Here is a 23667-nt window from a genome sequence, read left to right as displayed (position 1 = left end):
GAACCAGTGTAACATTTTCCCATATGATCAGGTTGAGAGTTCCTGCCAAAAAGGGAATTATTATTATACAGTTTCAGAAGCAGCCAGTGAACGGAGAGCTTCCCCATATAATCATATGCACATAAGGTTATTCTGTGGTTAATATTAAATTAAACAAATATCATAAGTCAGATTCGATTGATATATGTTTGATCTAATTAAATTAAGAGATTAAGTCATCTATTATCCTTCCCGGCCTGCTCCCATGCAAGTTCTTGCAAAAAACTTATTAGTGGAAATAACGATTCAGGAACCGTAACGTCATTAAAAGATAAAGAAATTCTCCTATTTCCCTCATGAATCGTAAGTTTATAGTGTAATACGTCAGGAGGACCAGGTAAGATGGGAGTTACCTCCTTTTTTTCAAGCTCAAATACTTTGGAGCTTTCTACGAGCTGTATGAGCTTATTGGCAACTTCTTCGGGAAGCGTGTCAGTGTTTCCATGATACGTTAACCTGATATTGGCATATCCACCTGAACTTTCAAAGTCTATGTGCATTATAACCATCTGCCCTACTCATAGAAAAGCTCCAACCGCTTTCACGAAGGCATTAGAAATGCTTTATGAGACAACTCAATATAAAAACATCTGTTTTAATTACTGTTAGCTGTAATTATTTATAAATTATTATATTATTCAGGTATTAAGCCAGTTTACAGCTGTTGCTTTCTCGGCTCTGCAGAAACCCCTAAAAATCACATCAATCGGCTAAATGGAATTCATAAATAATTGTATTAACCGTAAATATATTGTATCATATTTGTCAATGTTGTAATTTTGAAGTGTTGTGAATTAAGAGATTTCTACAGAGCCTACTTTCTACTAAGTTAAGTTTTATGCTGGTTAATCTAATTTAAAACAATCCGACTTCCCTAAAAGCTGTTCTTACTCTCTGTGTTGCGTTCTTATCAACCCTTTTATTTTTCGCAAGAATCCGTGCAGCTCTTACAATCTCTCCGACAGCTTCCTTGAAATTAGCAGTAGGCCAGAGGTTCTGTAATGCATTATACCAGATTAAGGCTGCTTCGTCGGTTCCGATTTCGATGGCTGTAAGGTAAAAAGCTTTATTCATAATGCCGCTGTTGATATGTACACCACCTTGATCTTCAGTGCCAGTGTACATGTCTTTCACATGCGCAGGCTGGGGATCCTTGCCTAAAATACTGTTATCATATGCAGTACCAGGTTCACTCATAGAACGAAGAGCTTCCCCATATAAATCAGGGCCCATGATCTCGTCCCCGATTAACCAATCAGCCGTGTCCGCAGTCTGATTTTCGGCCAACTGCGTAATCACAGTTCCAAATACATCAGCGAAGTGTTCATTTAACGCGCCAGATTGACCTTTATACACTAATTTTGCAGTATTCTCAACAATACCATGACCTAGTTCATGAGCTATTACATCAAGGGACTTGGCAAAACTGGCGAATCGTGCGCTGTCTCCATCACCGAGAGTTATTTGCTCGCCATCCCAAAAAGCGTTATTGAATTTTACGCCGTAATGTACATTGCATATCAGATTCATACCATTGTTGCCCAGGGAATCTCGCTTAAAAAAAATTCCTTAATATATCACGATTTGTACTAGCATAATCATATACAAGATCCACGGCATCAATGCCTGTAGGAGAGGAATTGCCTCCTTGATCACGCACCAGTTTATTTTGAAGTTTTGATGTATGTTCACAATCATATACCTTCACATATGCTTTGCCTGTAGTCACAGCAGCTCCAAGGAACTCAGCCCCCAGACTCATCTTCTTTGAAGCCTCAGCCCTGTTTTCCCGGAAAGCCTGGCTCTGCACAATAGTCGATTTTGCCTCCTCAATTCCAGCTTTTGCCATATTATCAAGAACATAAGGTGGAATGAATGCACAGAAACATTTATTGTTATTTCCTATATTGTTAAAACTACCCACTCTTTTGCCCCCATATAGTAACTTAAGCCTTATTTAATAAATAATAAAACAGTTTCTCACTTCAAAAAAACTCGTGACTAATTATCCCCATACAAGGTTATACATTTATCACATAATTTGTTTTTATCTCTTTACCAGTTATTTTTTATTCGTCTGCTAGATAAAGATACTTATCAGTGTGTAATATTACTATAAAACTAATAACGAATATATAATTAGGAGATTAATTCTTGGTTTTTTATTATATATTCATCAAACAAGTCAATGTGAATTGTTATTAAGTAAGGTAGAAAAGCATCAAAGTTGTTATTAAATGAGGTAGAAAAGCATCAAAGTACCCTATTGGGTAGAAAAATATTAGAGTACCGACAGTAGGTCAAAATATTTCTGTCAAAATTAATATAAAAAAGGAATCAGGCAGAAGAAAGTGACACAATGGCTTCTGCCAGATCTCCGTTTGAATTTTGCAAAGCTCTCCGTGCTTCATCTTCAGAAACGCCGGTTTGCTCCATTACGAGTTTTATATCTTCAGCGGGAATTTCCAGTTCTCTTGGGACTTCTTTTGCGTCACCTACAATCTGGTATGTTTCCGAGCCTTGGACTGTCATTATGCTGACGTTTGCATTCTCTATAATAATATTAGAGTTCGCAGTCTTTATGACTACTTCCTGAACATCCTTGAGCTCTTTAATATCAATTCCCATCTGTTTCATCATCTGCTTCATCTTAGCCGGGTTCATACCCCGGCCACCTATCCCTCCCATTCCTGGGAACATAGACTTGCTTCTCCTTTAATTTCTTTACTTTTTCAGGTTCAATACATTCAGCGCGATTTTACTTTTCTTAATGGCATCCTCCACAGGTGCCGCATCCGCCGCCAGCTGAGGGGTTGCGGATAAGAAAACCCTTTCCGTTTTCATCCTCAATAAAGTCGATGCTGCCCTCAGAGAAGTTCCTTTCTATTTCTTTTGCCATAACAAGTTTTATTCCGTTACTTTCCATAGTGACGTCGTCTTCCTTCAGTTCATCGTCAAAAGCTAATCCATACTGAATTCCGCTGCAGGCAACCCCGGCAACAAAAATTCTGAGAGCAAGATCAGGTTTTCCTTCTTGTTCAAGCAGTGATTTCAATTCTGCAGCAGCTTTGTCTGTTACTTCTATCATTTATGCACCTCTTTTTTTACTTTCCATACTTTACAAAATTTTATGTGTTCTATTTTCTATAAGATGCCAACCGTTACAGCTTACAGATAATTTCCAAACGTTATATACTCTTGCATCGGGCGAATATAACGTTTATTGTAAAATTGCGCTTTTTCCCCTGAAAGAGTCTTTTTCACAGGAAGCTGGAAGGGCAGAGTGTGGATTCTTTTTCAGAGAATCTTTACGTTGCTAATATATAAAAATATATTTTCTATTTTATATATTTTTCTCCCAATATTTTTTTGCGTTTAAAATCATAGAAACTCGACATCTTCATCAACAGGCTTCTCAGGAATCTTTGCATTATAAGCATTAATCTCCAGAGAATTGCGTTTCCCTTTCACTTCCCAGATGGGAATGTATACAAGCTCCAGATCAAGCTGTATCTCTTCAGATTTTGGACTGATGCTCCTGTGTTCATATATAACAGCCTGTCCTTCTGTATTGTTAAAGCGTATCTCGCGTGTATTCTCTTCTATTATTGAGTCAAGAAGAATCTTTTCTGCCTGTTTTTTATCCACGATCGGTCTTTTTAACTCATACTGTACGGCAGGAATTCTTGTAGGTGCAGCCAGTCCTTCGACTTCCATCTCTTCTTTTGATTTGTTTAAAGCGTTAAGAAAACCTTTCCCTTTTCCTGCAATACTCAGTACCTTTGACCTGAAGCGTTTTTCTGCTTCAACACTATATTTATATTTCCAGAAAGGCACAAATTTCAAAATCGCATCCCTGGGGCTGCTTAAATAGGGTTTTGCAATAATCATCGCCTGCTTTTTAGAAATTCTTGGCTCTACAGATTGTATATTCAACATCTCATAAGATTCGATATCTGAAACCTCAACCCGTTCTGATTTCCTTAAATCTTCTCTCTCCTCAAAGCCCTGTATTCCGAATTGATTCTCAAAAGAAAGTTTATCGGTTTCGATTTGCTGACTCTGAGAGGGCAGGATTTCTCCGTTAGGGTAAGATTCCTGTCTGAGCTCTTCTTCTGGATTCCAGTTTTTTACTAGCTCTAAAGCTGGTTGCCTGTACGGATCTCGTGCTTCATTTGCTGGCAGTATTCGCGGTTCTGAATACGAAACCTTTGATTTTCTTTCCAGATTTACAAGCACCGATCTTCCAATTTGAAGAGCCAGTTCATCCCTATCCCATACATAAATCCCAAATTCAGCTGCGTAATCGAATAATTCTTCAGACCCTTTCTCGGTCATTACGTAAATTCCTGTACAGTCTCCTATCTTTTCGGAAAAGGCTTTTATTTCCTTGCGATCTGGCTGCAGGGTACACCTGATATAAGCCTGATGCCCGTTTTTCTCCACAAGAATATCACTCTGGCTGCATATTGTGACATTATATCCAGAGGATTTAAAGATATCACCAAGGATTTCTAAAAGGTCTTGCTTCATGATTCTCACATTCTTATAACCTGCACATCTAAAATAGTTTATGTTTGCACCTGAAAGTACAATAATTTGGCATTCTCTATTATAAACTACTCACTTTGCTTTATTATACATCTTCAATAATATGAAAAGGTACATATATTTAAGAGACTAAATTCTAACCAGATAGTATGAGTGGAATCAGGTTTGGAACGGATTCCTTTTCCACATATGAAGAAGGAATAAAGAAAGAGTGGATTGTAGGAAACGGACTCGGGGGATACGCCTCATCTACTGTTATAGGGGCGGGAACAAGGACTTATCACGGACTGCTTGTGGCAGCTCCGAAAAACTCTCCAGGAAGGTTCGTATTGCTTTCCTCCCTTGATGAAGAAATTGCGATTAATGACGAGGTTTATAGGTTGGCAACCCATAAATATCCGGGTACTGTTTTTCCTTCAGGATTCAATTATATTTCCAAATTTATTCTTGCTCCATTTCCTCTCTGGATTTATCACCCAGGACCATTTACCGTGAAGAAAAAAGTTTTCATGATTCACAACAGCAATACGACCTGTGTTCTGTATGATATCAGAGCCAGAAGAGATGGAGCTTTGCTGAGAATCTTTCCGCTGGTAAATTCTAGAAACTTCCACCACACTACTCGCTCAGGAGATATCTCCTTCTCTCAGGAAGCCAGTCCTTCAGGAGTAAAACTGGAAAGTTCTAATGGTTTTGCTTTTTCGCTTTCTTCCAATCTCCAGTATCATTCTGATCCCAAATGGTACTATAACTTTGAGTATGATATTGAAAAACAAAGAGGGCTTAACTTCCAGGAAGACAACTTCAATCCGGGCTATTTCGAAAGCAAACTCAAAGCAGGAACATCTCATTTTTTTATTGCCGCTTCAACAGAAGATATCTCTTCTCTGACGCTAGAGCAGGTTGAGGAGCTCTATACAAGGGAAGTATACAGGCAAAATCTTCTTGCCTTTAATTCAAGACTTACCGAGCCTTTTGCTCTCAAGCTTCTCAGGGCAACCGATTCTTTTATAGTGAAAAATCCCTCTTCAGGGGAAAATACGGTGATTGCAGGATATCACTGGTTTTCTGACTGGGGACGGGATACCATGATCTCCATACCTGGCTTGCTTCTAATTCCTCGCCGCTTCGAGGAGGCAAAATCTATTCTCAAAAATTATTCCAAATATTGTAGGAGAGGTCTGATCCCAAATGCTTTTCTGTCGCTTGGGGGAGAACCGATTTACAATACTGTGGATGCTTCTCTCTGGTTCATTCACGCCCTGGGTCGGTATTTCGCATATACAAAAGACTTCCTTTTCCTCTCAGATGTCTGGGAAACCGTGGATAGTATAATAGATAATTATCGTAAGGGTACGGACTTTGGAATCGGTATGGACTCCGATTATCTAATCCGGCAGGGTCCTCAGTTAACCTGGATGGATGCTAAAGTAGGGGAGCAGGAAATAACTCCAAGAGCAGGTAAAGCCTGTGAAATCAACGCTCTCTGGTACAATGCCCTGAAAACCGCTTCCAGTCTGGGCACCCTTCTAGAAAAAAATGTTTCCACTTATGAGACTCTTGCAGCTGGAGTAGCCTCAAACTTTGAGAGAGTTTTCTGGAATCCGGAAAAGAACTGCCTCTTTGACCTTGTATATAAGGACGAAGCAGGAAATGAGGTTAAAGACTCTGCAATCCGTCCCAATCAAATCTTTGCAGTGGCTCTACCCTATACCATGCTTTCCCCTGAAAAAGAAAAAGCGATAGTGGATAGAGTTGAGAAAGATCTCTTGATCCCCTTCGGACTTAGGACCCTCTCGACAGATCACCCTCTGTATAAAGGACGTTATCAGGGAGATCCAGCAACTAGAGATGCAGCCTACCACAATGGCACTGCCTGGCCCTGGCTCCTTGGCGCTTATGTTAAAGCTTACCGAAAGGTTCACAACTATTCAAAAGAAAGCCTCGAAGATATGCGGGCTCTCCTGCAGGGCTTTAATACGCATCTTGAAACCGCAGGCGTTGGCACCATCTCTGAGGTGTTTGATGGAGATTATCCGCACTCTCCGGGTGGTTGCATCTCTCAAGCCTGGAGTGTTGCAGAAATCCTGAGAGCATATGTAGAGGATGTGCTGGGAATCAAACCCTGAGATAAGAATCACATGTACTGTCCTTTCTTTGCAGCATCCTTCAAAATTCATTCCCTCTCTTTTTTATACTTGTTTTACAATCTATCCCCCATGATTGATTTTGATTCCTTAAAAACCGAGAACGGTTTGATCCTTGCCATTGTTCAGGATCATCTTAGCAAGGAGGTACTGATGTGTGCCTATATGAATAAGGAGGCACTTGAGAAAACTGTAGAGACTGGCATCGCACACTTCTGGAGCCGGAGCAGGCAGCAGTTATGGAAAAAAGGAGAGACTTCGGGACATGTGCAGAAAGTAAAAGAGATCAGAATTGATTGCGACATGGATTCTCTCCTTTTGCTGGTTGAACAAACAGGTGGAGCCTGTCATATGGGATACAGATCCTGTTTTTATCGAAAATTAGACGGAAAGATTATAGGGGAGAAAGTCTTCGAGCCAGAAGACGTTTATTAAGAATCAAGTCTCCAAAATCTTATTTTCCTCCTGCACAGTTTTTTAGTTTTTTTCTTCTAAAATAAATTGCTGGAGGTTTTATTATATACCTTCCGTCTCTATATTCCCTTATATGGCTGATGAGAAGCGGATATGGAGAATTGTTCCGGATACAAGTGTAATTATTGACGGAAGGCTTTCGGCTCGCATTAGAGACGGGGACTTTAAAGGTGCCGAGATTATAATTCCTGAAGCTGTGGTATCGGAGCTTGAAGCCCAGGCAAATAAGGGCAGAGAAATAGGTTTTAAAGGGCTTGAAGAGCTTCTGGAACTCCGCAAGCTGGCAGAAAGGGACGAGATTCTCCTTCAATTCAGCGGGGTTCAGCCCACGCTTGAGGAGATAAAGCTATCTAAAGAGGGCAGGGTGGATGCTCTTATCCGAAATACAGCTATTGATGCAGGGGGGCTGTTTGTAAGTGCAGATAGGGTGCAGTCTCTTATAGCTAAAGCAAAGGGACTTAATGTCGAGTACATGCCTCCCAAAACTCTGGATCCGTCTGAGCTTACGCCTCTAAGAATAGAGCATTTTTTCACGGATGATACGATGTCCGTACACCTTAAAAATGGGGTTCCTCCTATGGCCAAGAAAGGACCAATAGGGGATATACGCTATGTAGTGATTCGTGATGAACCTGTTACTTCTGCAGAACTTTCCAGTATATCTAGAGAACTTATTGAAAGGGCGAGGCTGGATCCTGAATCTTTTATCGAGATGTCATCAAGTGGAGCAACTGTCTTGCAAATCCGAAACATGCGTGTCGCAATTGCCCACCCGCCTTTTTCCGATGATATGGAAATTACAGCTGTCAGGCCAACTGTAGTTGTGGATCTTGAACAATATCGACTAAGCGATCAACTCAAAGAACGGATTGTAAGCCAGCGTGGAATTCTTATTGCTGGTCCGCCTGGAGCCGGAAAGTCTACTTTTGCCGCAGGAATTGCCCGATATCTGAGCGACCGTGGACAGGTGGTCAAAACCATGGAATCTCCAAGAGACCTTCAGGTACCTCCTGAAATCACTCAATATTCACCTCTGAATGGCAGGATGGAAGATACTGCGGATCTTTTGCTTCTTGTCAGGCCGGATTACACTATATATGATGAGGTCCGGAAGACCAGCGATTTCCTGATTTTTGCAGATATGCGGCTTGCAGGCGTGGGGATGATCGGAGTTGTGCATGCAACCAGGGCAGTAGATGCCGTTCAGCGTCTGATTGGGAGGGTCGAACTTGGTGTAATCCCGCAGGTAGTGGACACCGTTATTTTTATCGATAAAGGAGAAGTTGCAAAGGTTCTGGTGCTTGAATTTACGGTTAAAGTCCCTCATGGGATGACTGAACAGGATCTTGCAAGACCGGTAATAGTTATTTCAGATTTTGAAACCAGAAAAGTTGAGTATGAGATTTACACCTATGGCGAACAGGTTGTTGTTATGCCAGTAGGTCCCCCTACTGAACTCAGGAAACCTTCTTGGAAGCTTGCGGAAGAGGAAATAAGGAACGTTATTAGCAGGTATGCATCCGGTCCTGTTGAAGTGGAAATGACTTCAGATGACAGTTCAATCGTAAAGGTTCGGGAAGATGATATGCGAAAAGTTATCGGCAAAGGTGGAAACGTCATTGACCGGATCGAAAATATGCTTGGTCTTCATATTGATGTCAGAGAGCTGGAAACCGAAGGTCCGAGAGCTGCAAGAGGCAGGAAATATGGAGCTGAAAGCCGGGCTCTTCAGGAAAAGCGAAGAGCATCCAGCTTTGAAGAGGTGCCTGTTGTCTCTTCGGTTCATCCTTTCATCGAAAGAAATAAGAAACACCTGATTCTTGGGGCTCCGGAACTTGCAGGAAAAGATGTGGAAATCTATATTGCAGGCGAGTACCTTTTCAGTGCAACGGTGAGCCGGCATGGAGAGATAAAACTCAGGGCAAACTCGGACCTTGCTTCCGATATTATAGACGCTCAGGACAGGGGAGAACCGATTGAGATAAGGCTTATCTGATCTCTTCCTGTTTCCTCTTTTTGAGCTATTTTTTCTCTTTTTTACAGTCTTCTTTTTGTCCTTCCTCTTCTCTTTTCTGCTATTGATTTCTCTTATTTTTTCTACTATTGATTTTATTTTATCACTGCAGATACTCGAAAAATTTTATATACTGTAGACCCAGATTCTGTAATAGAAAATTAAATGGGTATGGTCCGAGTGAATAAGTCACATCAAACAGAGCCGGAAATCAGGGAGGATCTCCAGGGAAGAATTGAGGTTTTTGACCAGAGCATAAGGAGTTTTGAAAAACGACTCAGGGCAGTTGAGAGACGCCTTTCTATGGGAATCTCTCCTGGAGTGCAGGCTGGAAGAATTTACTCCGGAAATTTATCAGGATTTTTCCCTGAAAGAAACGAAGGAAGTATCGTTGCAGGCTCTTCTATTCTCCCACGGATTCCGTCGGTTTCTCCTGAGTCTCCTATTAGCGGAAATTCTTTTTTTTCAGATCTGGTTCCTTCAAGTTCGGAAGGACACATCTCAAGTTTTGGATTCAGTGCAGTGTTTCCTTCAGACGAGCCCATGAATCCCTCAATGGCTTATGCTGATAATTCTTCTGAAGTTTCCGGAACTGGTTATAAAATAAAGAATATGAATGAAATTTTCACCAGCATCGCAGAAGGCCTCCGTTCCCTCCATGCTACTATATCCGAGTTATCGAATTTTACCCACAACAGTCTCGAACCCGAGATCGAAAAATTAAACACTGAACTTCGTACTCTCAAGGCTCAGGAAGATACGAAAAATAAATATATAAAGGAACTTGAGTCCCGTATAAAAGTCCTTGAGAGTCAGAACAGGCTTACTTTCGGCTCTATGAAGATTCCATTTGAAATCTCAGGAGCTATCGGCTCTTCAGCTCTTTTTCTTACCGCCCTCCTTATCTGGGCTGGTCGGTGGGATGTCATAAGGTCTCCTTATTTCTCCATCGTGCTTGCCGTGCTGATGGCAGGAGCTGTATTTATAAAATTTTATATGGCTAACCGAAGAGAGAAAACGCTGGCAGGTAAGTTATGAATTAAGAATATGTATGTATTAACTATTAATTTTGAGTAGGGTACGGCTTCTTCTTAGCTTCTAGTTATCTTTAAAAAGTAGTCGCTGGTAAAATCCCTGTATCCTTCTCTCATTACTTTTATCTTTATGTAACCTTCAGATTTTCCCTGAGGCAGTTCGGGATTGGAAATCTTCAATGTTACCTTCCCTTCAAGATCGGTAACGCCTGAATACGCTTTTTCCCTATCAGGGCTCCAGGCAATCACATTTGCATCTCTTACCCCACGGTTTTCGCTGTCAAATACCTTTACAGGCAGATCCAAATCGATTTTTCTTTCTTCTTCAGGTGAAGGCAAAGAAAATGCGCTTAGATTCGTTGTCGCATACATGGGTTTAGGAGGAGTAGGAGCATCGCTGACGGCTGAAAGAACTGCATAAAAACCTATGAGGCCAATAACTGTGAACACGACAATTCTTATTGGAAGCCCCAGGGTTCCAGTTTCATTATTTTTCAGTTTTCCACTTAGCATGTGCAACCTCTCTCTGCAGTTTTGTTGCATACAGTTCTTTTATGCAGTTCTTTTACTATGCGCAGCTGTCTTATTGCCTTAAATTCTGTTTCCCTAAGATCTCAAATCATCTCGTCTTAATGATTATAATGGCATCCTTTTTCTCGTAGTCATAGAAACCATCAGCCACAACCTTCAGATCCATTGTCCCTTCGTTCTGGTTTGGATCAAGCCTGATTCTTGCGTTATCTGGAGTTGTCAGGATAGCGATTCCGTTGGCATCCGTAGTATTCGAGGCTGCCCCGCCAAGCCCTCTCAGAATAACGTTTGCATTCCGTACCGGATTTCCGTCGTTGTCAGTTGCTTTTACCACTACGGTTATAGCAAGAGGGTTTTCTGCGGTGCTGGAATCCACTATTATTGAGTTCCCTTTAGCAAGAGTACTTCCTCTAAGCCCTGCATTTTCCACAAACACCGACATCTCCTTTGTCGGGGTTGGAATGATCGAAATCAGCGTTGCAAGGGCAACCATCCCGACAACAAGCATAACGACTATATTAATCGGGAGCTCCATAGCTTTCTCATCACGTCTGAATAATCTGAATTTTTGCATGTATTGTCTCCATTATACTTTCTTAAATTATTCACTCTAAACTGTATTAATTTTTTGCTAAACGCTCCCGACCAATGTATTTTTAATCAAAATTTATCTTTTATAGAAAATTTCTCTGATATTTTCCATACAAAACTATATGTTTATATAGTTCCTTCCACATACTATTCTTACTGTTGCATAATATCCTTAACAATAGAAACAAGGAGAAACAGTTTTTTGACTCAGGAATGCTCTGATGACTCAGGCGAATCGGATCGTGACCCTAGTTTCTTGTGTTTTTTTGGACTGCATAAATGGAAGCGAAAAAGTGGGGCATTGTTCTTTTTGCCGACAGTGCTAGAAAAACGCTATGAATGTACACGTTGTGGCAAATACAAGGTGATGTTTGAGAGGGAAAAAAGCTCTTACAGTCTTCCGGCTGGCAGGTCTTAATTGCAGAGAATTTATAGCTACTAATTTTTCCATTTTTTCCATCTTTTTCTAATCATTCTTCATCTTTTCCTAATCGTACTTCATCTTTTTCTAATTATTTTTCCATCTTTTTCTAATCGTTTTCCAATCTCTCTAATCATTTACTAGTTTTTTCTATCTTACTCTTTCTTTCTTCCAATTGTTTTCCGCTGCCTTTCAATATTATTCCGCTGCCCTTTCCCCTGCTCGAAAAGTTAATCTATCTTAACTTTATTTGTTAGGGCTATGAGAAGAATTGTGATTCTCGATTACGGGCTTGGAAACCTCCGCAGTGTTCAAAAGGGGCTAGAACACGCCGGATCCAATCCCACAATCTCTGGGGACCCTGAGGAGATTCTTGCCGCAGATGGTTTAATCCTCCCAGGAGTTGGCGCTTTTGTGGACGCTATGAAGTGCCTTACCCCCATTAAAGGGATTATAGAAGAGTACGTTCGGTCAGGAAGACCTATGCTCGGGATCTGCCTCGGACAGCAGGTGCTCATGAGTTCTTCTGAAGAAGGAAAGCTGACCAATGGGCTTGATATTATCTCTGGCAAGGTGCTGCGCTTTCCGAAGTCTGAATTAAAGGTACCTCATATTGGCTGGAACAATCTTAACATCAAGCAGGATCATCCTCTGTTTGAAGGTATTCCTGACAATTCTTTCGTATATTTCGTGCATTCCTACTATGTGGACACAGCGGCTGAAAACACGCTTGCAGCCTGCAACTACGGGCTGGATTTCTCGGCGTCTGTTGTGAACTCGAAAGGCAATGTAATGGGTACCCAGTTTCACCCCGAGAAAAGTGGAGCTATAGGATTAAAGATCCTGAAAAACTTTGTAGAAATATGTTGAGATAATTTATCGGGGGAATATGCCCCATATCTGAGTTTATATTTCATTTTCGGGAATATGTATAATCCCTGGGAAAGCTGAATTCTGAGTCTCAGGATATTAAGTTTGATCCCTGAAGATTTTTACAATAATCATATTAAATTAATAGATTACTTAAAATAATAGACTACTTAAAATCAGCAGATTATTTGTGAAATCAATTGACTGATACTTGAATGCCAGGCTATCCTGCCCTGCCATCTTTAAGGGCAGAAAAGTCTGCAAGAGATGATTACTATGGATATAGAAGGTTATGCAAAACGAGCTCTCAGGGAGGACCCTTCAGATGAAGCAGGGCTTGAGGAAAAGCTGGTTTCAAGAATCCTCGAAATTAAGAATATAAGCCCTGAGAAAGCTCATGAGATCGCGGCTGCGGTCATTTGTGAGGCAAAAGCAACACTTAACGTAGAAGGAGATGTGTTAGCCCCGACTATTTCAGGGGTTACAATGGGAGAATTCGGTGTAGGTTCCAGGGGCGTAGGGGATTTCTACGTTCACGCCAAGCTCGGAGAGGTTATAGGGAAGACAGGTGCAGTCGTGGATAGTTCCCAGCTTGATGACTCAGGGGTTGTCAAAATCGGTGAAAACTATCTGGTGGTCACGATTGATGGTATTCACTCTCGACTGAGCGACTTCCCTTTCCTCTCAGGCTTTCACGTAGCCAGGGCAGCTCTACGTGATGTATATTCTATGGGAGCCCGCCCCCTGGCAATGCTTTCCGACATTCATGTAGCAGATGATGGAGATGTCGCAAAAATATTCGACCACATTGCAGGCATAACAACGGTCTCGGAACTTACCGGAGTACCCCTTATTACGGGAAGCACACTCAGAATTGGCGGAGACATGGTTATCGGTGAACGCATGACCGGCGGCGTTGGAGCTGTGGGCATAACCTCTTCGCTTACATCGCGGAACCGTGCCAGAGAAGGAGATCTTATCCTTATGACCGAAGGAGCAGGCGGGGGTACGGTTTCTACAACTGCGCTTTATTATGAGATGCATGAAGTTGTGGAAGAAACCATTAACATTCGCTTCCTGGAAGCCTGCGAGGCTCTGCTGCAATCCGATTTGCATAAAAAAGTCCATTCCATGACTGATGTTACCAATGGCGGAATCCGGGGCGATGCCAAGGAGATTTCAAAAACCGCAGGTGTAAAACTTGTCTTTGAAGAAGAAAAAATAAGGGCTCTTGTGAACCCAAAGGTGCTTTCAATGCTTGAGCACTTGAAAATTGATTATCTCGGGGTTTCACTTGACGCCCTGCTTGTAATTGCCCCCCCTGAATATGTTGATGACATACTCAGTACTGTCAGGGCTGCAGGCATTGAGATTGACGTCATAGGACGTGTTGAGAAAGGAAGCGGAGCTGAAATTTCCTTAAATGGCGAACTCCGGGAATTTGTACCAAGATTTAGGGAGTCTGCCTACACACCTGTGAAAAAGGTTCACGGAGATGAGAATCCCAAGGACTTTGAGGAAATGAAAGCAGCAATCGATAAAGCTGCGCTTGAAGCAATTGAAAAGAAACAAAAAGTCCTGGAAAAAATAAGAAGGAAATAAAGCCTTTTTAAAATGGTTTTAAGGAAAAATCGATTAGAATAGAAATTGAACTGGAAGAGGGGAGAATAGTTACACTTTCCTTTTTACTATGAGCACTTCCCTTACTTTTCCGATAATTTCAACCTCTGTCTTCGGTTCGATTTCTTCTTCAGAGCGAGCTTTCCAGTATTCGCCTTTAAAGCGGACGTATCCTGGTTTCTCAGGTCCCAGTGGGTCTATGGACTGGGCAGTCTCACCTATAAACTCTCCAATTACGGGTTTTTTCTTTCTGATCTCGGTTACTTTGTAGACTGCAAAAACCAGAAATAACCCGAAAACAATCGTAGGAGCGACAATCGTTATAGCAAGGAGTCTGCGGAATTCTGGAGTATAAATGTTTTCATTTCCTATAGGTATAAGGAACAGGCTTCCTATTATGAGGCTGATGAGCCCAGCAAGCCCCATGACGCCGAATCCGGGAGACTTGATTTCAAGAATCAAGAGCCCTATCCCTACGAGGATAAGGAAGACTGCTGCTATATTAATATCAAATCCTGTGCCTATCAGCCCCAATACGATTAAAATAATCCCTAAAACTTCTGCCCCAACTCCAGGGCTTGATATTCCGAAAATAACTCCATAGAGCCCTATGGTCAGGAGAAGGGAAGAAATAATCGGGTTTGAGATTAAACCTAATAAGGAAAGAGAAAAGGGAGGCTCATAGTTCTCTATCCCCGCATTTTCGGTTTGCAGCGTTTTTCCCTTTATCTGCTGCCCGTCAATCTGCACCAGCAGGTCCGGAATAGAAGGAGCCACATATTCTATTACGCCGGAATCGAGGGCTTCCTGCGCGTCAAGATTTTTGTTTTTCGTTATAACCTCTTCCGCAAAAGTCTCATTTCTCCCGTGCTTACTGGCTGTTGCAACCGAAAATTTGACAAGTGCATTTATTATCTTTTCGTCCTCTACGGGTTTTGTCCCCTCTGCCGACATCTGAACTGGCTGGGCTGATCCGATAACTGTAAACGGTGCCATTGCAGCAATATCTGTCCCTATAAGGATGAGTGTGCCGGCTGACCAGGCTTTCCCACTCTCGGGCACATATCCGATAACAGGCATACTCGTGTTTTCAATTATCCTTATGATTTCCTGGGTCTCATCCAGTCCTCCTCCAGGGGTATTCAGGCTGATTACCAAAGCCTCAAAATTTCCGTTTTCCGCTTTTTCTATCGCATCCGCTATAATATCATCCGAAGCCGGAGTTATAGCCTCGGATATTTCAAGCACAAGCACTTTCTCTTGGGGTCCTGCCTCTGCCGAGGGCATGAAGTCAGCTGTGAGAACGAAGCACAGGAAGAAGATAAATAGGAAATGGAAAGCCTTTTCTGCAGGCATATTTATCGGTCCTTTCACTTATCAGTCCTCTTTTGCTTATCCATTTCCTTCTGTTCTTTTTGTCATTATTATCCCTTTCTTTCAACCCCTGTTTGCCTTTATTATTTTTTTCTTTCACCCATAGCCTGAGATAAAGCTGCTACATTTCCAGCTTCAATAGCCTGGGACTGTGTAACTACTATGAGATTCTTTTCCCTGGCAATTTCGGCTAAAGTTTGTAGCTCTCTCAGTTTGATTGCTGCAGGTATTCCCTCATAAAGAGAAGCAGCCTCTTTCATTTTCTGGGCAGCCTGATACTCTCCTTCCGCAAGGATAATTCGGGCACGTTTCTCTCTTTCGGCTTCAGCCTGTTTGGCAATAGCTCGTTTCATTGTTTCAGGCAGGGCGACGTCCCTGATTGTAACTCCTGTAACCTTGATCCCCCATGGATCGGTATATGCGTCAAGAAGCTCCTGAATTTGCTTGTTGATTCTCTCTCTTTCTGAAAGCAACTCATCAAGTTCCATCTGCCCCATAACGTCTCTAAGGGTAGTTTGTGAGAGAGTAGAGGTTGCAAACGTATAGTTTTCTACCTGAGTTATGGCGGCTCCAGGCTCCACCACCTTATAATAAATAACGGCATCCACTTCAACTGTCACATTGTCTCTGGTGATCACAGCCTGTTTAGGAACATCAATTGCAACAACTCTCAGATCTATTTTCATAGCCCTATCAATAATCGGGATAATAAAGAAGATTCCAGGTCCTTTCACGCCGCTAAGGCGGCCTAATCTGAAAATAACCACTCTCTCATATTCATTAACCATTTTTATGGATTGTGAGAGTATTAATATCACAAGTATTAATACAGGAAGAAGTGGGCTGGCAAATTGACTGGCAAAGATATTCATGATTTTTTGACCTCTTATTCCATTAATGTTTGGATTAGAAAATAATAATTAAGTATTCTTTGTTAGAATAATTAATTTAGGTTTCTATAAAGTAAGCATTCATCATTAAAAAAACTTATATACTGTCCCCTCTAAATGTCTGAAAAACTATATGCTTACTTATTGTTTTTTGCGTAAGGATTCCCTTGGTTTTCCTTAAGATTTCAGTTTTTCAGATCTTTAGGCAGTGTTTGAGAATAAATGTTAGATACGCATATGTATGATTATCATGAAAAATATTAAGAAACTTCTCTGAGATTCATTCTGATAAATAGTTATCTCTGAAAATACTTATATCTGAAATATAGAAAATACAAACAGGAAAAAATTGAGTTAACAGGGAAAGAAAGGACTAGGATAATATTGATTTTTTTCCTGAGCCGAGCTGTATAATAGTCAGATCAGTATACTTAAAAACTGACAGATGAATGATAAAGCAAGGCTGTCAGTCAGGAACTTATTCTGTGCCCAGACAGCAGAACGAGAAAACGAAGGTTCGGAAGAACCATTGGTGTTGATGTTAATGAGTAAGGAATGTTTAGACTGCCACGGACGTGGCTACAAAATAGTTTCAACCAGTATCTGCCCTCAGTGTAAGGGAAAAGGTAAATCCAAATCAATTGACTTTATGAAAATGTCAGAGAAAAACCTTGATAATTTTTTGAAAAATGGCGCAGTGTGCGCGAAATGTAATGGCACAGGAAGTATTGAGGTGACCACTCCATGCGAGACCTGTGAGGGACTCGGGAGGATATACACATGCATGGTTTGTGGAAAACGCATTAAGGATCCCAGTGATCCCGAGGAAGAAGTATGTGATTCCTGTGCCCGTACTCAGTTTGTTTATGCACTTGATGAATCCTGCGACCTAAAAGACGTGGAGGCAGGGAAACTTTATCATGGGATAGTAAGCAGTAAAGCTTCTTTCGGAGTCTTTGTAGATCTTAACCCTCATGTAAGAGGGCTTATGCATTCCAGTAATGTTGGAGTTCCTCCGGAAGTAGGGGATGCTGTGATCGTGCTGGTAAAAAGCATTAAAGCCGGAGGAAAGCTGGACTTGATTCCTAAAACCCTCAAAAAATACAAGACCATCGAGCTTGAAAAGGAGCTTCCACTTAAGAACTCGGCTCAAATCGACTCCAATATGAAGGGAAAGCTTATCAGAATTGAAGGAGAGGTTATTCAGGTAAAACAAACCAGTGGACCCACTATTTTCACTATTAGCGATGAAGGAGGCTTTGTCCCCTGTGCAGCTTTTGAGAGTGCGGGGAAGAGATCCTATCCGCACATTGATACGGGAATGGTTGTCTCCATCACCGGAGAAGTGACTCTGCGAGATGACCAGGTACAGATCGAAGTCATGAGCATGAAATTGCTGACCGGCGAGAGGGAAGCAATAGTTAGGGGCAGGGTTGAGAAGGTAATTGACGAAAAAGCCGCTCCTGCGAATATTCCTTTCCTTATTGAAAGCGAGATTCTGGAGAAGCTCAAACCCAGAATGCTCCATGTCGCCAAAGAAATCAAAAAAGCTATCTTTCATTCAATCCCGATTATTCTAAGGCATCATGCGGACGCTGATGGAATTACTTCGGCGATTGCACTTGAGAGGGCAATCCTTCCCCTTATTACGGAAATTGGGGGCGCGGATGCAGAGTATTATTTCTACAAGCGTGCTCCTTCCAAGGCTCCTTTTTATGAGCTTGCTGATGTCACGAGGGATATTTCTTTTGCACTTGAGGATCTCTCAAGGCACGGACAGAAGATGCCGCTTGTGATCCTCGTTGACAACGGGTCAACTGAAGAAGATGTTCCTTCCATGCGGCAGGCTAGAGTATATGGAATTAATATGCTTGTTATTGACCATCATCATCCTGATGAGGTTGTTGACCAGTATCTTATAGGACATGTAAACCCTGCGCATGTAGGAGGGGATTTTGGGATTACTTCCGGAATGCTCTGTGCTGAAATCGCCCGTATGATCAATCCTGATATCAGTGATACGATAAAACATCTTCCAGCGGTTTCGGCAGTAGGAGACCGTTCTGAAGCCCCTGAAGCTGAAAAGTATATCTCTCTTGTCTCAGACCGCTACAGCCTTGAGGAACTGAAAGATATGGCACTCGCTCTGGATTATGAGCAGTTCTGGCTAAAATTCAGCAGTGGAAAGGGTCTTATAGATGACATTCTGGATCTGGGAGATCATGAAACCCATAAGAAACTGGTTTCCCTGCTCTGCGAACAGGCAAATGCCATGATAAAGGAACAGCTCGAAACCTGTCTCTTTAATGTCAAGTCTCATAAGCTGGCGAATGGGGCTATTATGAATGTGATAGACGTTGAGAACTATGCACAGAAATTCACCTTCCCGCCACCCGGAAAAACCTCAGGGGAAGTTCATGACGTGCTTACTAAAAGGCATCCGGATAAACCCGTGGTAACAATAGGATACGGACCTGACTTTGCAGTCATCCGTTCTAAGGGTGTGCTTATGAATATCCCGAAAATCGTCAGGGAACTCAGGGAAGAAATAAAAGGTGCAGGCGTCAGCGGTGGAGGGCATCTTGTCGTGGGCAGCATCAAGTTCGTAGAAGGCATGAGGACTGAAGTGCTATCCCGGCTTGCCGAGAAGATAGCAGTCGCAGAGATCCAGCATTAAAGGACTTTAATAAGTCTCTTTCCTTCCCTCTTCCTGCTTCAGACAGAAAACTCTGTCTAAATAATTTATCTTAATTCCGCTGTTCTTTAGAGAATCTGTTTTTAAATAAACCTGTTCTTCGGAATATATACTCTAAAAAGGTTTGTTCTTAATAATTTGTTTCTGGGGTTCAATTAGGAGATCAACTCTTCCTGTAAGAACTCTTAAAAAAGCTATAAATTTGGAAAACTTTGGAAACCTTTCTCTATGAAAGGTCTCCATGCAAAAAGGGTTACTGAAAATTTATTTTTACTCTGCCTTTCAGTCCACGCGCACAATCCTTACAAGCGACTGAACCGGTACATTTAAAATCATGTCTGCACCTTTTTTGTCTACTAAAACCACTACAACCCTCGGTTTTGCGCCCATTTCCCGAAGCTGTTCGATAACTTCCATAGTTGTAGAGCCTGTGGTGATAACATCGTCCACAATCACACAGTTTTTGCCAGCAACGCTTCCGAAGTTCCTGCTTATTGTCCCTCTCTGGCCTGGCTGGACTACATCCTGTCCTTTACGGGAATGATAGAGGGCGAAGTCAGTTCCCAATTCATTTGCCATCATGCTTGCCAGGGGAATGCCGCTGGCGGCGACACCGACAACCACATCAACTTCGGAGTTTGTTTTTTCCAGAGTCTCAAGCACCATATCGCAGAGCGCAAGCGAGATGTAGTGGAGCCGGGTAGCACTCTTTCCTATATTGCTCCAGTTTACGGAAATATCCTTCGGAGCGGGGGCTGATACTTCTTTTTTTGAGCGGGTTAAAAGCCAGGTGACAGTCTCCCTTGAGACGTTGAGTTCGTCGGCAATCTGGCCGGTTACAAGCCCACTGCTTTGCAATTCTACCGCTTTCTGAATTAAATCTTCTATATTCTTCATGCCTCCATTCCCACCTGAATCTTTATCTGGCTGTATTTTTCGGCACGTTTTACAACTTATTCACAACGCTACCTGGAATACTGCCTGGAAAACTACATTCAAATGTACATTCTCTCAATTAAAGACATTATTACATTATCAAGCATTATATCTTTTTCTTCAGCTTTATCAAGCGTTATGTCTTTTTCTTCAGATCAGGATGACTCTTCTCTTTTCTACTTCTTTTCCTTTTCTTTTTAAGAGGTGAGCCGCAGATAGGACAGATATCCCCTTTGTCAAAAAATTTTCTGCAGCCTATGCACTGCTTATGCCAGATAATTATATCTTTGATTTTTTTCTGGGCAATGGGCTTAACATCAATCCCAAGCTGCACGGCAACGTTCTGAACCGCATAGTCGTCGGTAAGCAGTATGCATCTGCCCCTGTATTCAAGAGCCTTTGAAAGGATTTCGATATCGGTTTTTGAGAGTTCTTCGGAGTCCCGGGTAAGTTCAGCCATTTTCTGAACTTCTTTTACAATTTCGGGATCAGGCCACTCTACGCGCAACCCTCTTTCTTTTGCAAGGTCAAAACGAAGCTCTGCGTCCTTGCTTTTCAATTCATTCGCAACCGAGGGAACAGTTATAATGAGAGAACTGTCCAGATCATAGTTCCCCATTATAAATACTGCTGAATCCGCTATGTAACAGGTCATTTTTCTTCTCTTTTCTCTTTTAGTATATAATTGATTCCTGCCCGAATTGTATCTCGGGAGAGCAGTATCAATTTTATTTGCACTCAAGAGGGCTAATTACGGCTAAAAAACTGAGTTATAACTGGAGAACTAACTGGAGAACTGGTTTAGGTAAGATATATTCTTTTTACTGGATAAACCGCGAATTTATTGACAGATTATATCGCCTTTCGGCTATCATGAATTAATTTATGATGTAAACTCTTTTCCGTGCACCAGCTCTTCTTGTACTGGTAATAGTTAAATTAGAGTCAGATGACAATGCAGTAAAGAACTATAAAAATGATAGCCGGCGAGACAGTCTCTTGAATTTTATATCTCGAAGTTTATCAGTTGTTTTTACGAAACAGAAAAGCTCATACCCCCTCGACAGGTTTCTTTCCCGGAAACATCTTGAAAGGGTTGAGCATGAATAATTTTTATATGAGGGAGCGAAATGCTTTCAGGCTTATGCAGGGCAGATTGCTTTGAGACCTGAGGCAACATCAGCCAGGAGTTCGACCGGGATTCCCATTATCATTTCTTCATCTGCGATTTTGGTATAGTTTCTGCTTCCGCTGCAGCCGACTGTAACCCCTATTTTTCCTTCTTTGTAGACCTTTACAACCCCGTCCGAGCACAGGCTCTGTTTTCCTGCGAAACTTGATTCAATCCTGCCGCCTGTTTTATACATCATAGCCTGAGTAAGCAGCATAACCTGTCTGGGAGTACAGATCACCACAGCAACATCCGGTATAAACGAAGTTTTTTCCAGGGGAGAGTACATAATGGCTTCTGTTGAGTTTGCGGGAAGTTTGGGCACCATCTCAAGGGTGCGCCTTGCAGCGCCCTGGGTGCTGAATTGTTTTAGCCCTTTAAAATAGAATTCTCCACTTGCGACTTTCGGGGGCATTTCCCCAAGACCCATTGCACCTGCTCCGCCTTTACACATCTGATCCTCGAGCAGGGTATAAAATTCCTCGCCGGTTCTTCTTACCCTATCAACCAACTGGCAGTGTCTCATAGCTTCATCTACTCTGGCAATCCCTTCCGGGATTTCTCCTCCTTTAGGAATCAGTTTTACTGCAACCGGAGAAGTTGTGAGTTTCAGGCACTCTATCATTTCCTGTCCATATTTATTTATTTCTTGTACATCCATATTCTCAACTCGGGGTTTGAGACTTTTATTCCTTCTGAGATAGCAATGCTATTTTAACATTTATTAAGTGTTAATCTCCTTGATATAAACATTCCCGAGTTTGTACGTATACAGACAATTTTTCACAGTACTCTCATGATCTTCAATTTCTCTTCCGTACCGTGAACCTCTCCAAGAGAATAATGGGGTTATATGGAATATTCACTCAAGTTTATCAAAGATAATTTCCATCTTTCCCATTTTTCGGGCAAGATTCTTCGAAATCATGCCGTTTTCAAGCCAGCAGGCATTCATTACCGCTGTCGGAACTAGACAGGTAGGTGTAAGGGGGGCTTCAGTCATTTTCTGGCTGAGTATGGTTTCGGGTCCTCCCATGAGGTCTTTCATATCCATATCAAAATGTGCGCCCCATTTCCTGAGTTTTTCACATGAAGTCTTAATATGTACGTGAGTATTTTTCCCTTCTTTTGTAGCAATTATCTTTGTCGTATGTCCACATACTGTGTTCAATGAGATCTCTGTAACCAATATTTTCTCTCCGAATCGTTATTTTTTCTCACCTGAAATGCTGCATTCCTAATACTGCATCTCTTTTTGGGCGTCATAATTTAAGTAGAAACTAATGTCTCAGTGTTAACCTGCAAAGTGATTTAATCTGTAAAATGACTTAACCAGTAAAATGATCATTCATTTTTGTAAAATGATCATTCATTTTTGTAAAATGATCCACTCATTTTTATTATTTTAATTCATTAATTTTTATTATTCTAATTAATTATTTTTTTATTATTTTTAAACTTATTCTATTTTTCTTTAAATTCATATAACTACTACTTTGGGTTAAATTCAATATTTATATCTAAAGTTCCGTAATCTTTGTTTCTAATCTTTTCGTCCCCTCTTTCAGAGAGGGGTAACTCTACCAGAGCAAGAGAAAAAATTGAGGTTTCTCTGGCTACCTGATCGCAAAGTTCTTATACGATTCTATTTGTATTGAATAGTCCATAGCAAATATGCTAATTATGTACTCCTGCTAATTTATAATCAGAGCAATTATGCTACTGACAGGTATGCTTTTGCCCTGACACGATCACCACATCAGGATTACATTATATTTACAATCAAAAAGTACAGAAATAATCATTAAGGATATAATCATTAAGATAATCACTGATAACAATTTCAACACACGATGAGGTTTTAATATGAGATGGCAAGGTAGCTCCAGAAGAAAAGTGACCGGTGGGAAAGTTATTGCTGCCCGCGGGAAGCGCAAGTTCGAGATGGGCCGCGAATCTGCGGAAACTCGTATAAGTGAAGTAAAGAGGAAGAATATCCACACAAGGGGTGGCAACAGGAAAGTAAGACTTCTCCAGTGTAATGTTGCAAATGTGACCAATCCCAAGGACGGAAAGACCACTTCTACCACTATTGAGACAGTTGTCGACAATGCTGCAAACAAGCACTACATAAGGCGTAACATTCTGACAAAAGGCTCCATAATAAGGACTTCCCTTGGAACTGCGAGAGTTACAAGCAGACCTGGGCAGGACGGAGTCGTAAACGCTGTATTAATCGAATAATTTCAATTAAATTTTCCCGCAAACAGAACCCTTTATCAAATTCTCTTACTTTGTGCCGGTGACCT

General features: G+C 41.5%; 22 protein-coding genes. 8 read left to right on the top strand and 14 right to left on the bottom strand.

The window, feature by feature from the left end:
• Positions 1-215 precede the first annotated feature (215 nt).
• The 6 genes from MSTHT_RS06515 to MSTHT_RS06495 all read right to left on the bottom strand — a co-directional run bounded on the left by MSTHT_RS06515 (position 216) and on the right by MSTHT_RS06495 (position 4572).
• Entirely contained in the window at positions 216-548 is a 333-nt protein-coding gene (locus MSTHT_RS06515; protein ID WP_148704520.1) for a protealysin inhibitor emfourin, read from the bottom strand.
• A gap of 346 nt (positions 549-894) precedes the next feature.
• Positions 895-1569 (bottom strand): M4 family metallopeptidase, encoded by a 675-nt coding sequence (locus MSTHT_RS06510; RefSeq protein ID WP_197071768.1) that lies wholly within the window; start codon positions 1567-1569, stop codon positions 895-897.
• Between the two features lie 25 nt (positions 1570-1594).
• On the bottom strand, positions 1595-1963 hold the full coding sequence (locus tag MSTHT_RS14790; protein ID WP_197071767.1) for a hypothetical protein: 369 nt from the start codon (positions 1961-1963) through the stop codon (positions 1595-1597).
• 413 nt (positions 1964-2376) lie between these two features.
• On the bottom strand, positions 2377-2739 hold the full coding sequence (locus MSTHT_RS06505; RefSeq protein ID WP_048167083.1) for a nascent polypeptide-associated complex protein: 363 nt from the start codon (positions 2737-2739) through the stop codon (positions 2377-2379).
• Positions 2740-2806: 67 nt separating this feature from the next.
• A complete protein-coding gene (locus MSTHT_RS06500; protein ID WP_048167082.1) occupies positions 2807-3127 on the bottom strand; it encodes a HesB/IscA family protein in 321 nt (106 codons plus the stop codon).
• Positions 3128-3420: 293 nt separating this feature from the next.
• Entirely contained in the window at positions 3421-4572 is a 1152-nt protein-coding gene (locus MSTHT_RS06495; RefSeq protein WP_048167081.1) for a hypothetical protein, read from the bottom strand.
• A 167-nt stretch (positions 4573-4739) separates the two neighbouring features.
• Here MSTHT_RS06495 and MSTHT_RS06490 point away from each other — a divergent pair, with 167 nt between their 5' ends.
• The 4 genes from MSTHT_RS06490 to MSTHT_RS06475 all read left to right on the top strand — a co-directional run bounded on the left by MSTHT_RS06490 (position 4740) and on the right by MSTHT_RS06475 (position 10263).
• Positions 4740-6719, top strand: coding sequence for an amylo-alpha-1,6-glucosidase (locus MSTHT_RS06490; RefSeq protein ID WP_048167080.1), 1980 nt, complete (start codon positions 4740-4742; stop codon positions 6717-6719).
• Positions 6720-6809: 90 nt separating this feature from the next.
• A complete protein-coding gene (gene hisI, locus MSTHT_RS06485) occupies positions 6810-7172 on the top strand; it encodes a phosphoribosyl-AMP cyclohydrolase (protein WP_048168430.1) in 363 nt (120 codons plus the stop codon).
• Positions 7173-7284: 112 nt separating this feature from the next.
• Positions 7285-9207: a PINc/VapC family ATPase gene (locus tag MSTHT_RS06480; protein WP_048167079.1), complete on the top strand. Its 1923-nt coding sequence runs from the start codon at positions 7285-7287 to the stop codon at positions 9205-9207.
• A 189-nt stretch (positions 9208-9396) separates the two neighbouring features.
• Entirely contained in the window at positions 9397-10263 is an 867-nt protein-coding gene (locus tag MSTHT_RS06475; RefSeq protein ID WP_231588221.1) for a hypothetical protein, read from the top strand.
• 53 nt (positions 10264-10316) lie between these two features.
• On the opposite strand, the gene MSTHT_RS06470 is transcribed toward MSTHT_RS06475, so the two are convergent.
• Together MSTHT_RS06470 and MSTHT_RS06465 are read right to left on the bottom strand one after the other, a co-directional pair.
• Positions 10317-10772, bottom strand: coding sequence for a hypothetical protein (locus MSTHT_RS06470; RefSeq protein WP_048167078.1), 456 nt, complete (start codon positions 10770-10772; stop codon positions 10317-10319).
• 106 nt (positions 10773-10878) lie between these two features.
• Positions 10879-11364 (bottom strand): Ig-like domain-containing protein, encoded by a 486-nt coding sequence (locus tag MSTHT_RS06465; protein WP_048167077.1) that lies wholly within the window; start codon positions 11362-11364, stop codon positions 10879-10881.
• A gap of 699 nt (positions 11365-12063) precedes the next feature.
• On the opposite strand from MSTHT_RS06465, the gene hisH reads away from it, so the two are divergent.
• Entirely contained in the window at positions 12064-12672 is a 609-nt protein-coding gene (hisH, locus tag MSTHT_RS06460; RefSeq protein ID WP_048167076.1) for an imidazole glycerol phosphate synthase subunit HisH, read from the top strand.
• Between the two features lie 276 nt (positions 12673-12948).
• A complete protein-coding gene (locus tag MSTHT_RS06455) occupies positions 12949-14274 on the top strand; it encodes an AIR synthase-related protein (protein ID WP_048167075.1) in 1326 nt (441 codons plus the stop codon).
• Positions 14275-14343: 69 nt separating this feature from the next.
• Here MSTHT_RS06455 and MSTHT_RS06450 read toward each other — a convergent pair whose 3' ends face one another.
• Positions 14344-15648 (bottom strand): NfeD family protein, encoded by a 1305-nt coding sequence (locus MSTHT_RS06450; RefSeq protein WP_048168428.1) that lies wholly within the window; start codon positions 15646-15648, stop codon positions 14344-14346.
• Positions 15649-15749: 101 nt separating this feature from the next.
• The gene (locus tag MSTHT_RS06445; protein WP_048167074.1) at positions 15750-16538 is read right to left on the bottom strand and encodes a slipin family protein; all 789 of its coding nucleotides are present in this window, start codon (positions 16536-16538) and stop codon (positions 15750-15752) included.
• A gap of 562 nt (positions 16539-17100) precedes the next feature.
• Between MSTHT_RS06445 and MSTHT_RS06440 the strand changes: the two genes are divergently transcribed.
• Entirely contained in the window at positions 17101-19233 is a 2133-nt protein-coding gene (locus tag MSTHT_RS06440; protein WP_048168427.1) for a DHH family phosphoesterase, read from the top strand.
• 300 nt (positions 19234-19533) lie between these two features.
• On the opposite strand, the gene MSTHT_RS06435 is transcribed toward MSTHT_RS06440, so the two are convergent.
• The 4 genes from MSTHT_RS06435 to MSTHT_RS06420 all read right to left on the bottom strand — a co-directional run bounded on the left by MSTHT_RS06435 (position 19534) and on the right by MSTHT_RS06420 (position 22547).
• Positions 19534-20148 carry an orotate phosphoribosyltransferase-like protein gene (locus MSTHT_RS06435; RefSeq protein ID WP_048167073.1) on the bottom strand — a complete coding sequence of 205 codons (615 nt, stop codon included), beginning with the start codon at positions 20146-20148 and terminating at the stop codon, positions 19534-19536.
• Positions 20149-20323: 175 nt separating this feature from the next.
• On the bottom strand, positions 20324-20842 hold the full coding sequence (locus MSTHT_RS06430; protein ID WP_048167072.1) for an NOB1 family endonuclease: 519 nt from the start codon (positions 20840-20842) through the stop codon (positions 20324-20326).
• A 487-nt stretch (positions 20843-21329) separates the two neighbouring features.
• Positions 21330-22019 carry a DUF169 domain-containing protein gene (locus tag MSTHT_RS06425; RefSeq protein WP_048167071.1) on the bottom strand — a complete coding sequence of 230 codons (690 nt, stop codon included), beginning with the start codon at positions 22017-22019 and terminating at the stop codon, positions 21330-21332.
• A gap of 201 nt (positions 22020-22220) precedes the next feature.
• Positions 22221-22547, bottom strand: coding sequence for a DUF6951 family protein (locus MSTHT_RS06420; protein WP_048167070.1), 327 nt, complete (start codon positions 22545-22547; stop codon positions 22221-22223).
• Positions 22548-23224: 677 nt separating this feature from the next.
• Here MSTHT_RS06420 and MSTHT_RS06415 point away from each other — a divergent pair.
• A complete protein-coding gene (locus tag MSTHT_RS06415) occupies positions 23225-23602 on the top strand; it encodes a 30S ribosomal protein S8e (RefSeq protein ID WP_048167069.1) in 378 nt (125 codons plus the stop codon).
• The last annotated feature ends 65 nt before the right edge of the window (positions 23603-23667 follow it).

Origin of the sequence: Methanosarcina thermophila TM-1 (genome assembly GCF_000969885.1) — an archaeon.
In the GTDB taxonomy this organism is placed as follows: Archaea; Halobacteriota; Methanosarcinia; order Methanosarcinales; family Methanosarcinaceae; genus Methanosarcina; species Methanosarcina thermophila.
The sequence above is the reverse complement of the archived record's forward strand: the minus strand, read 5'-3'. Positions and strand labels throughout refer to the sequence as shown.

Bases quoted from the DNA above. Each gene is read 5' to 3' on its own strand.
- MSTHT_RS06480 (WP_048167079.1), top strand. From the start codon at position 7,285: ATGGCTGATGAGAAGCGGATATGGAGAATTGTTCCGGATACAAGTGTA.
- MSTHT_RS06475 (WP_231588221.1), top strand. From the start codon at position 9,397: ATGGTCCGAGTGAATAAGTCACATCAAACAGAGCCGGAAATCAGGGAG.
- MSTHT_RS06445 (WP_048167074.1), bottom strand. From the start codon at position 16,538: ATGAATATCTTTGCCAGTCAATTTGCCAGCCCACTTCTTCCTGTATTA.
- MSTHT_RS06505 (WP_048167083.1), bottom strand. From the start codon at position 2,739: ATGTTCCCAGGAATGGGAGGGATAGGTGGCCGGGGTATGAACCCGGCT.
- MSTHT_RS06430 (WP_048167072.1), bottom strand. From the start codon at position 20,842: ATGACCTGTTACATAGCGGATTCAGCAGTATTTATAATGGGGAACTAT.
- MSTHT_RS06435 (WP_048167073.1), bottom strand. From the start codon at position 20,148: ATGAAGAATATAGAAGATTTAATTCAGAAAGCGGTAGAATTGCAAAGC.
- MSTHT_RS06450 (WP_048168428.1), bottom strand. From the start codon at position 15,648: ATGCCTGCAGAAAAGGCTTTCCATTTCCTATTTATCTTCTTCCTGTGC.
- MSTHT_RS06495 (WP_048167081.1), bottom strand. From the start codon at position 4,572: ATGAAGCAAGACCTTTTAGAAATCCTTGGTGATATCTTTAAATCCTCT.
- MSTHT_RS06515 (WP_148704520.1), bottom strand. From the start codon at position 548: ATGGTTATAATGCACATAGACTTTGAAAGTTCAGGTGGATATGCCAAT.
- hisH (WP_048167076.1), top strand. From the start codon at position 12,064: ATGAGAAGAATTGTGATTCTCGATTACGGGCTTGGAAACCTCCGCAGT.
- MSTHT_RS06455 (WP_048167075.1), top strand. From the start codon at position 12,949: ATGGATATAGAAGGTTATGCAAAACGAGCTCTCAGGGAGGACCCTTCA.
- MSTHT_RS06470 (WP_048167078.1), bottom strand. From the start codon at position 10,772: ATGCTAAGTGGAAAACTGAAAAATAATGAAACTGGAACCCTGGGGCTT.
- MSTHT_RS06465 (WP_048167077.1), bottom strand. From the start codon at position 11,364: ATGCAAAAATTCAGATTATTCAGACGTGATGAGAAAGCTATGGAGCTC.
- MSTHT_RS06440 (WP_048168427.1), top strand. From the start codon at position 17,101: ATGAGTAAGGAATGTTTAGACTGCCACGGACGTGGCTACAAAATAGTT.
- MSTHT_RS06510 (WP_197071768.1), bottom strand. From the start codon at position 1,569: ATGAATCTGATATGCAATGTACATTACGGCGTAAAATTCAATAACGCT.
- MSTHT_RS06425 (WP_048167071.1), bottom strand. From the start codon at position 22,019: ATGGATGTACAAGAAATAAATAAATATGGACAGGAAATGATAGAGTGC.
- MSTHT_RS06490 (WP_048167080.1), top strand. From the start codon at position 4,740: ATGAGTGGAATCAGGTTTGGAACGGATTCCTTTTCCACATATGAAGAA.
- MSTHT_RS06500 (WP_048167082.1), bottom strand. From the start codon at position 3,127: ATGATAGAAGTAACAGACAAAGCTGCTGCAGAATTGAAATCACTGCTT.
- MSTHT_RS06415 (WP_048167069.1), top strand. From the start codon at position 23,225: ATGAGATGGCAAGGTAGCTCCAGAAGAAAAGTGACCGGTGGGAAAGTT.
- hisI (WP_048168430.1), top strand. From the start codon at position 6,810: ATGATTGATTTTGATTCCTTAAAAACCGAGAACGGTTTGATCCTTGCC.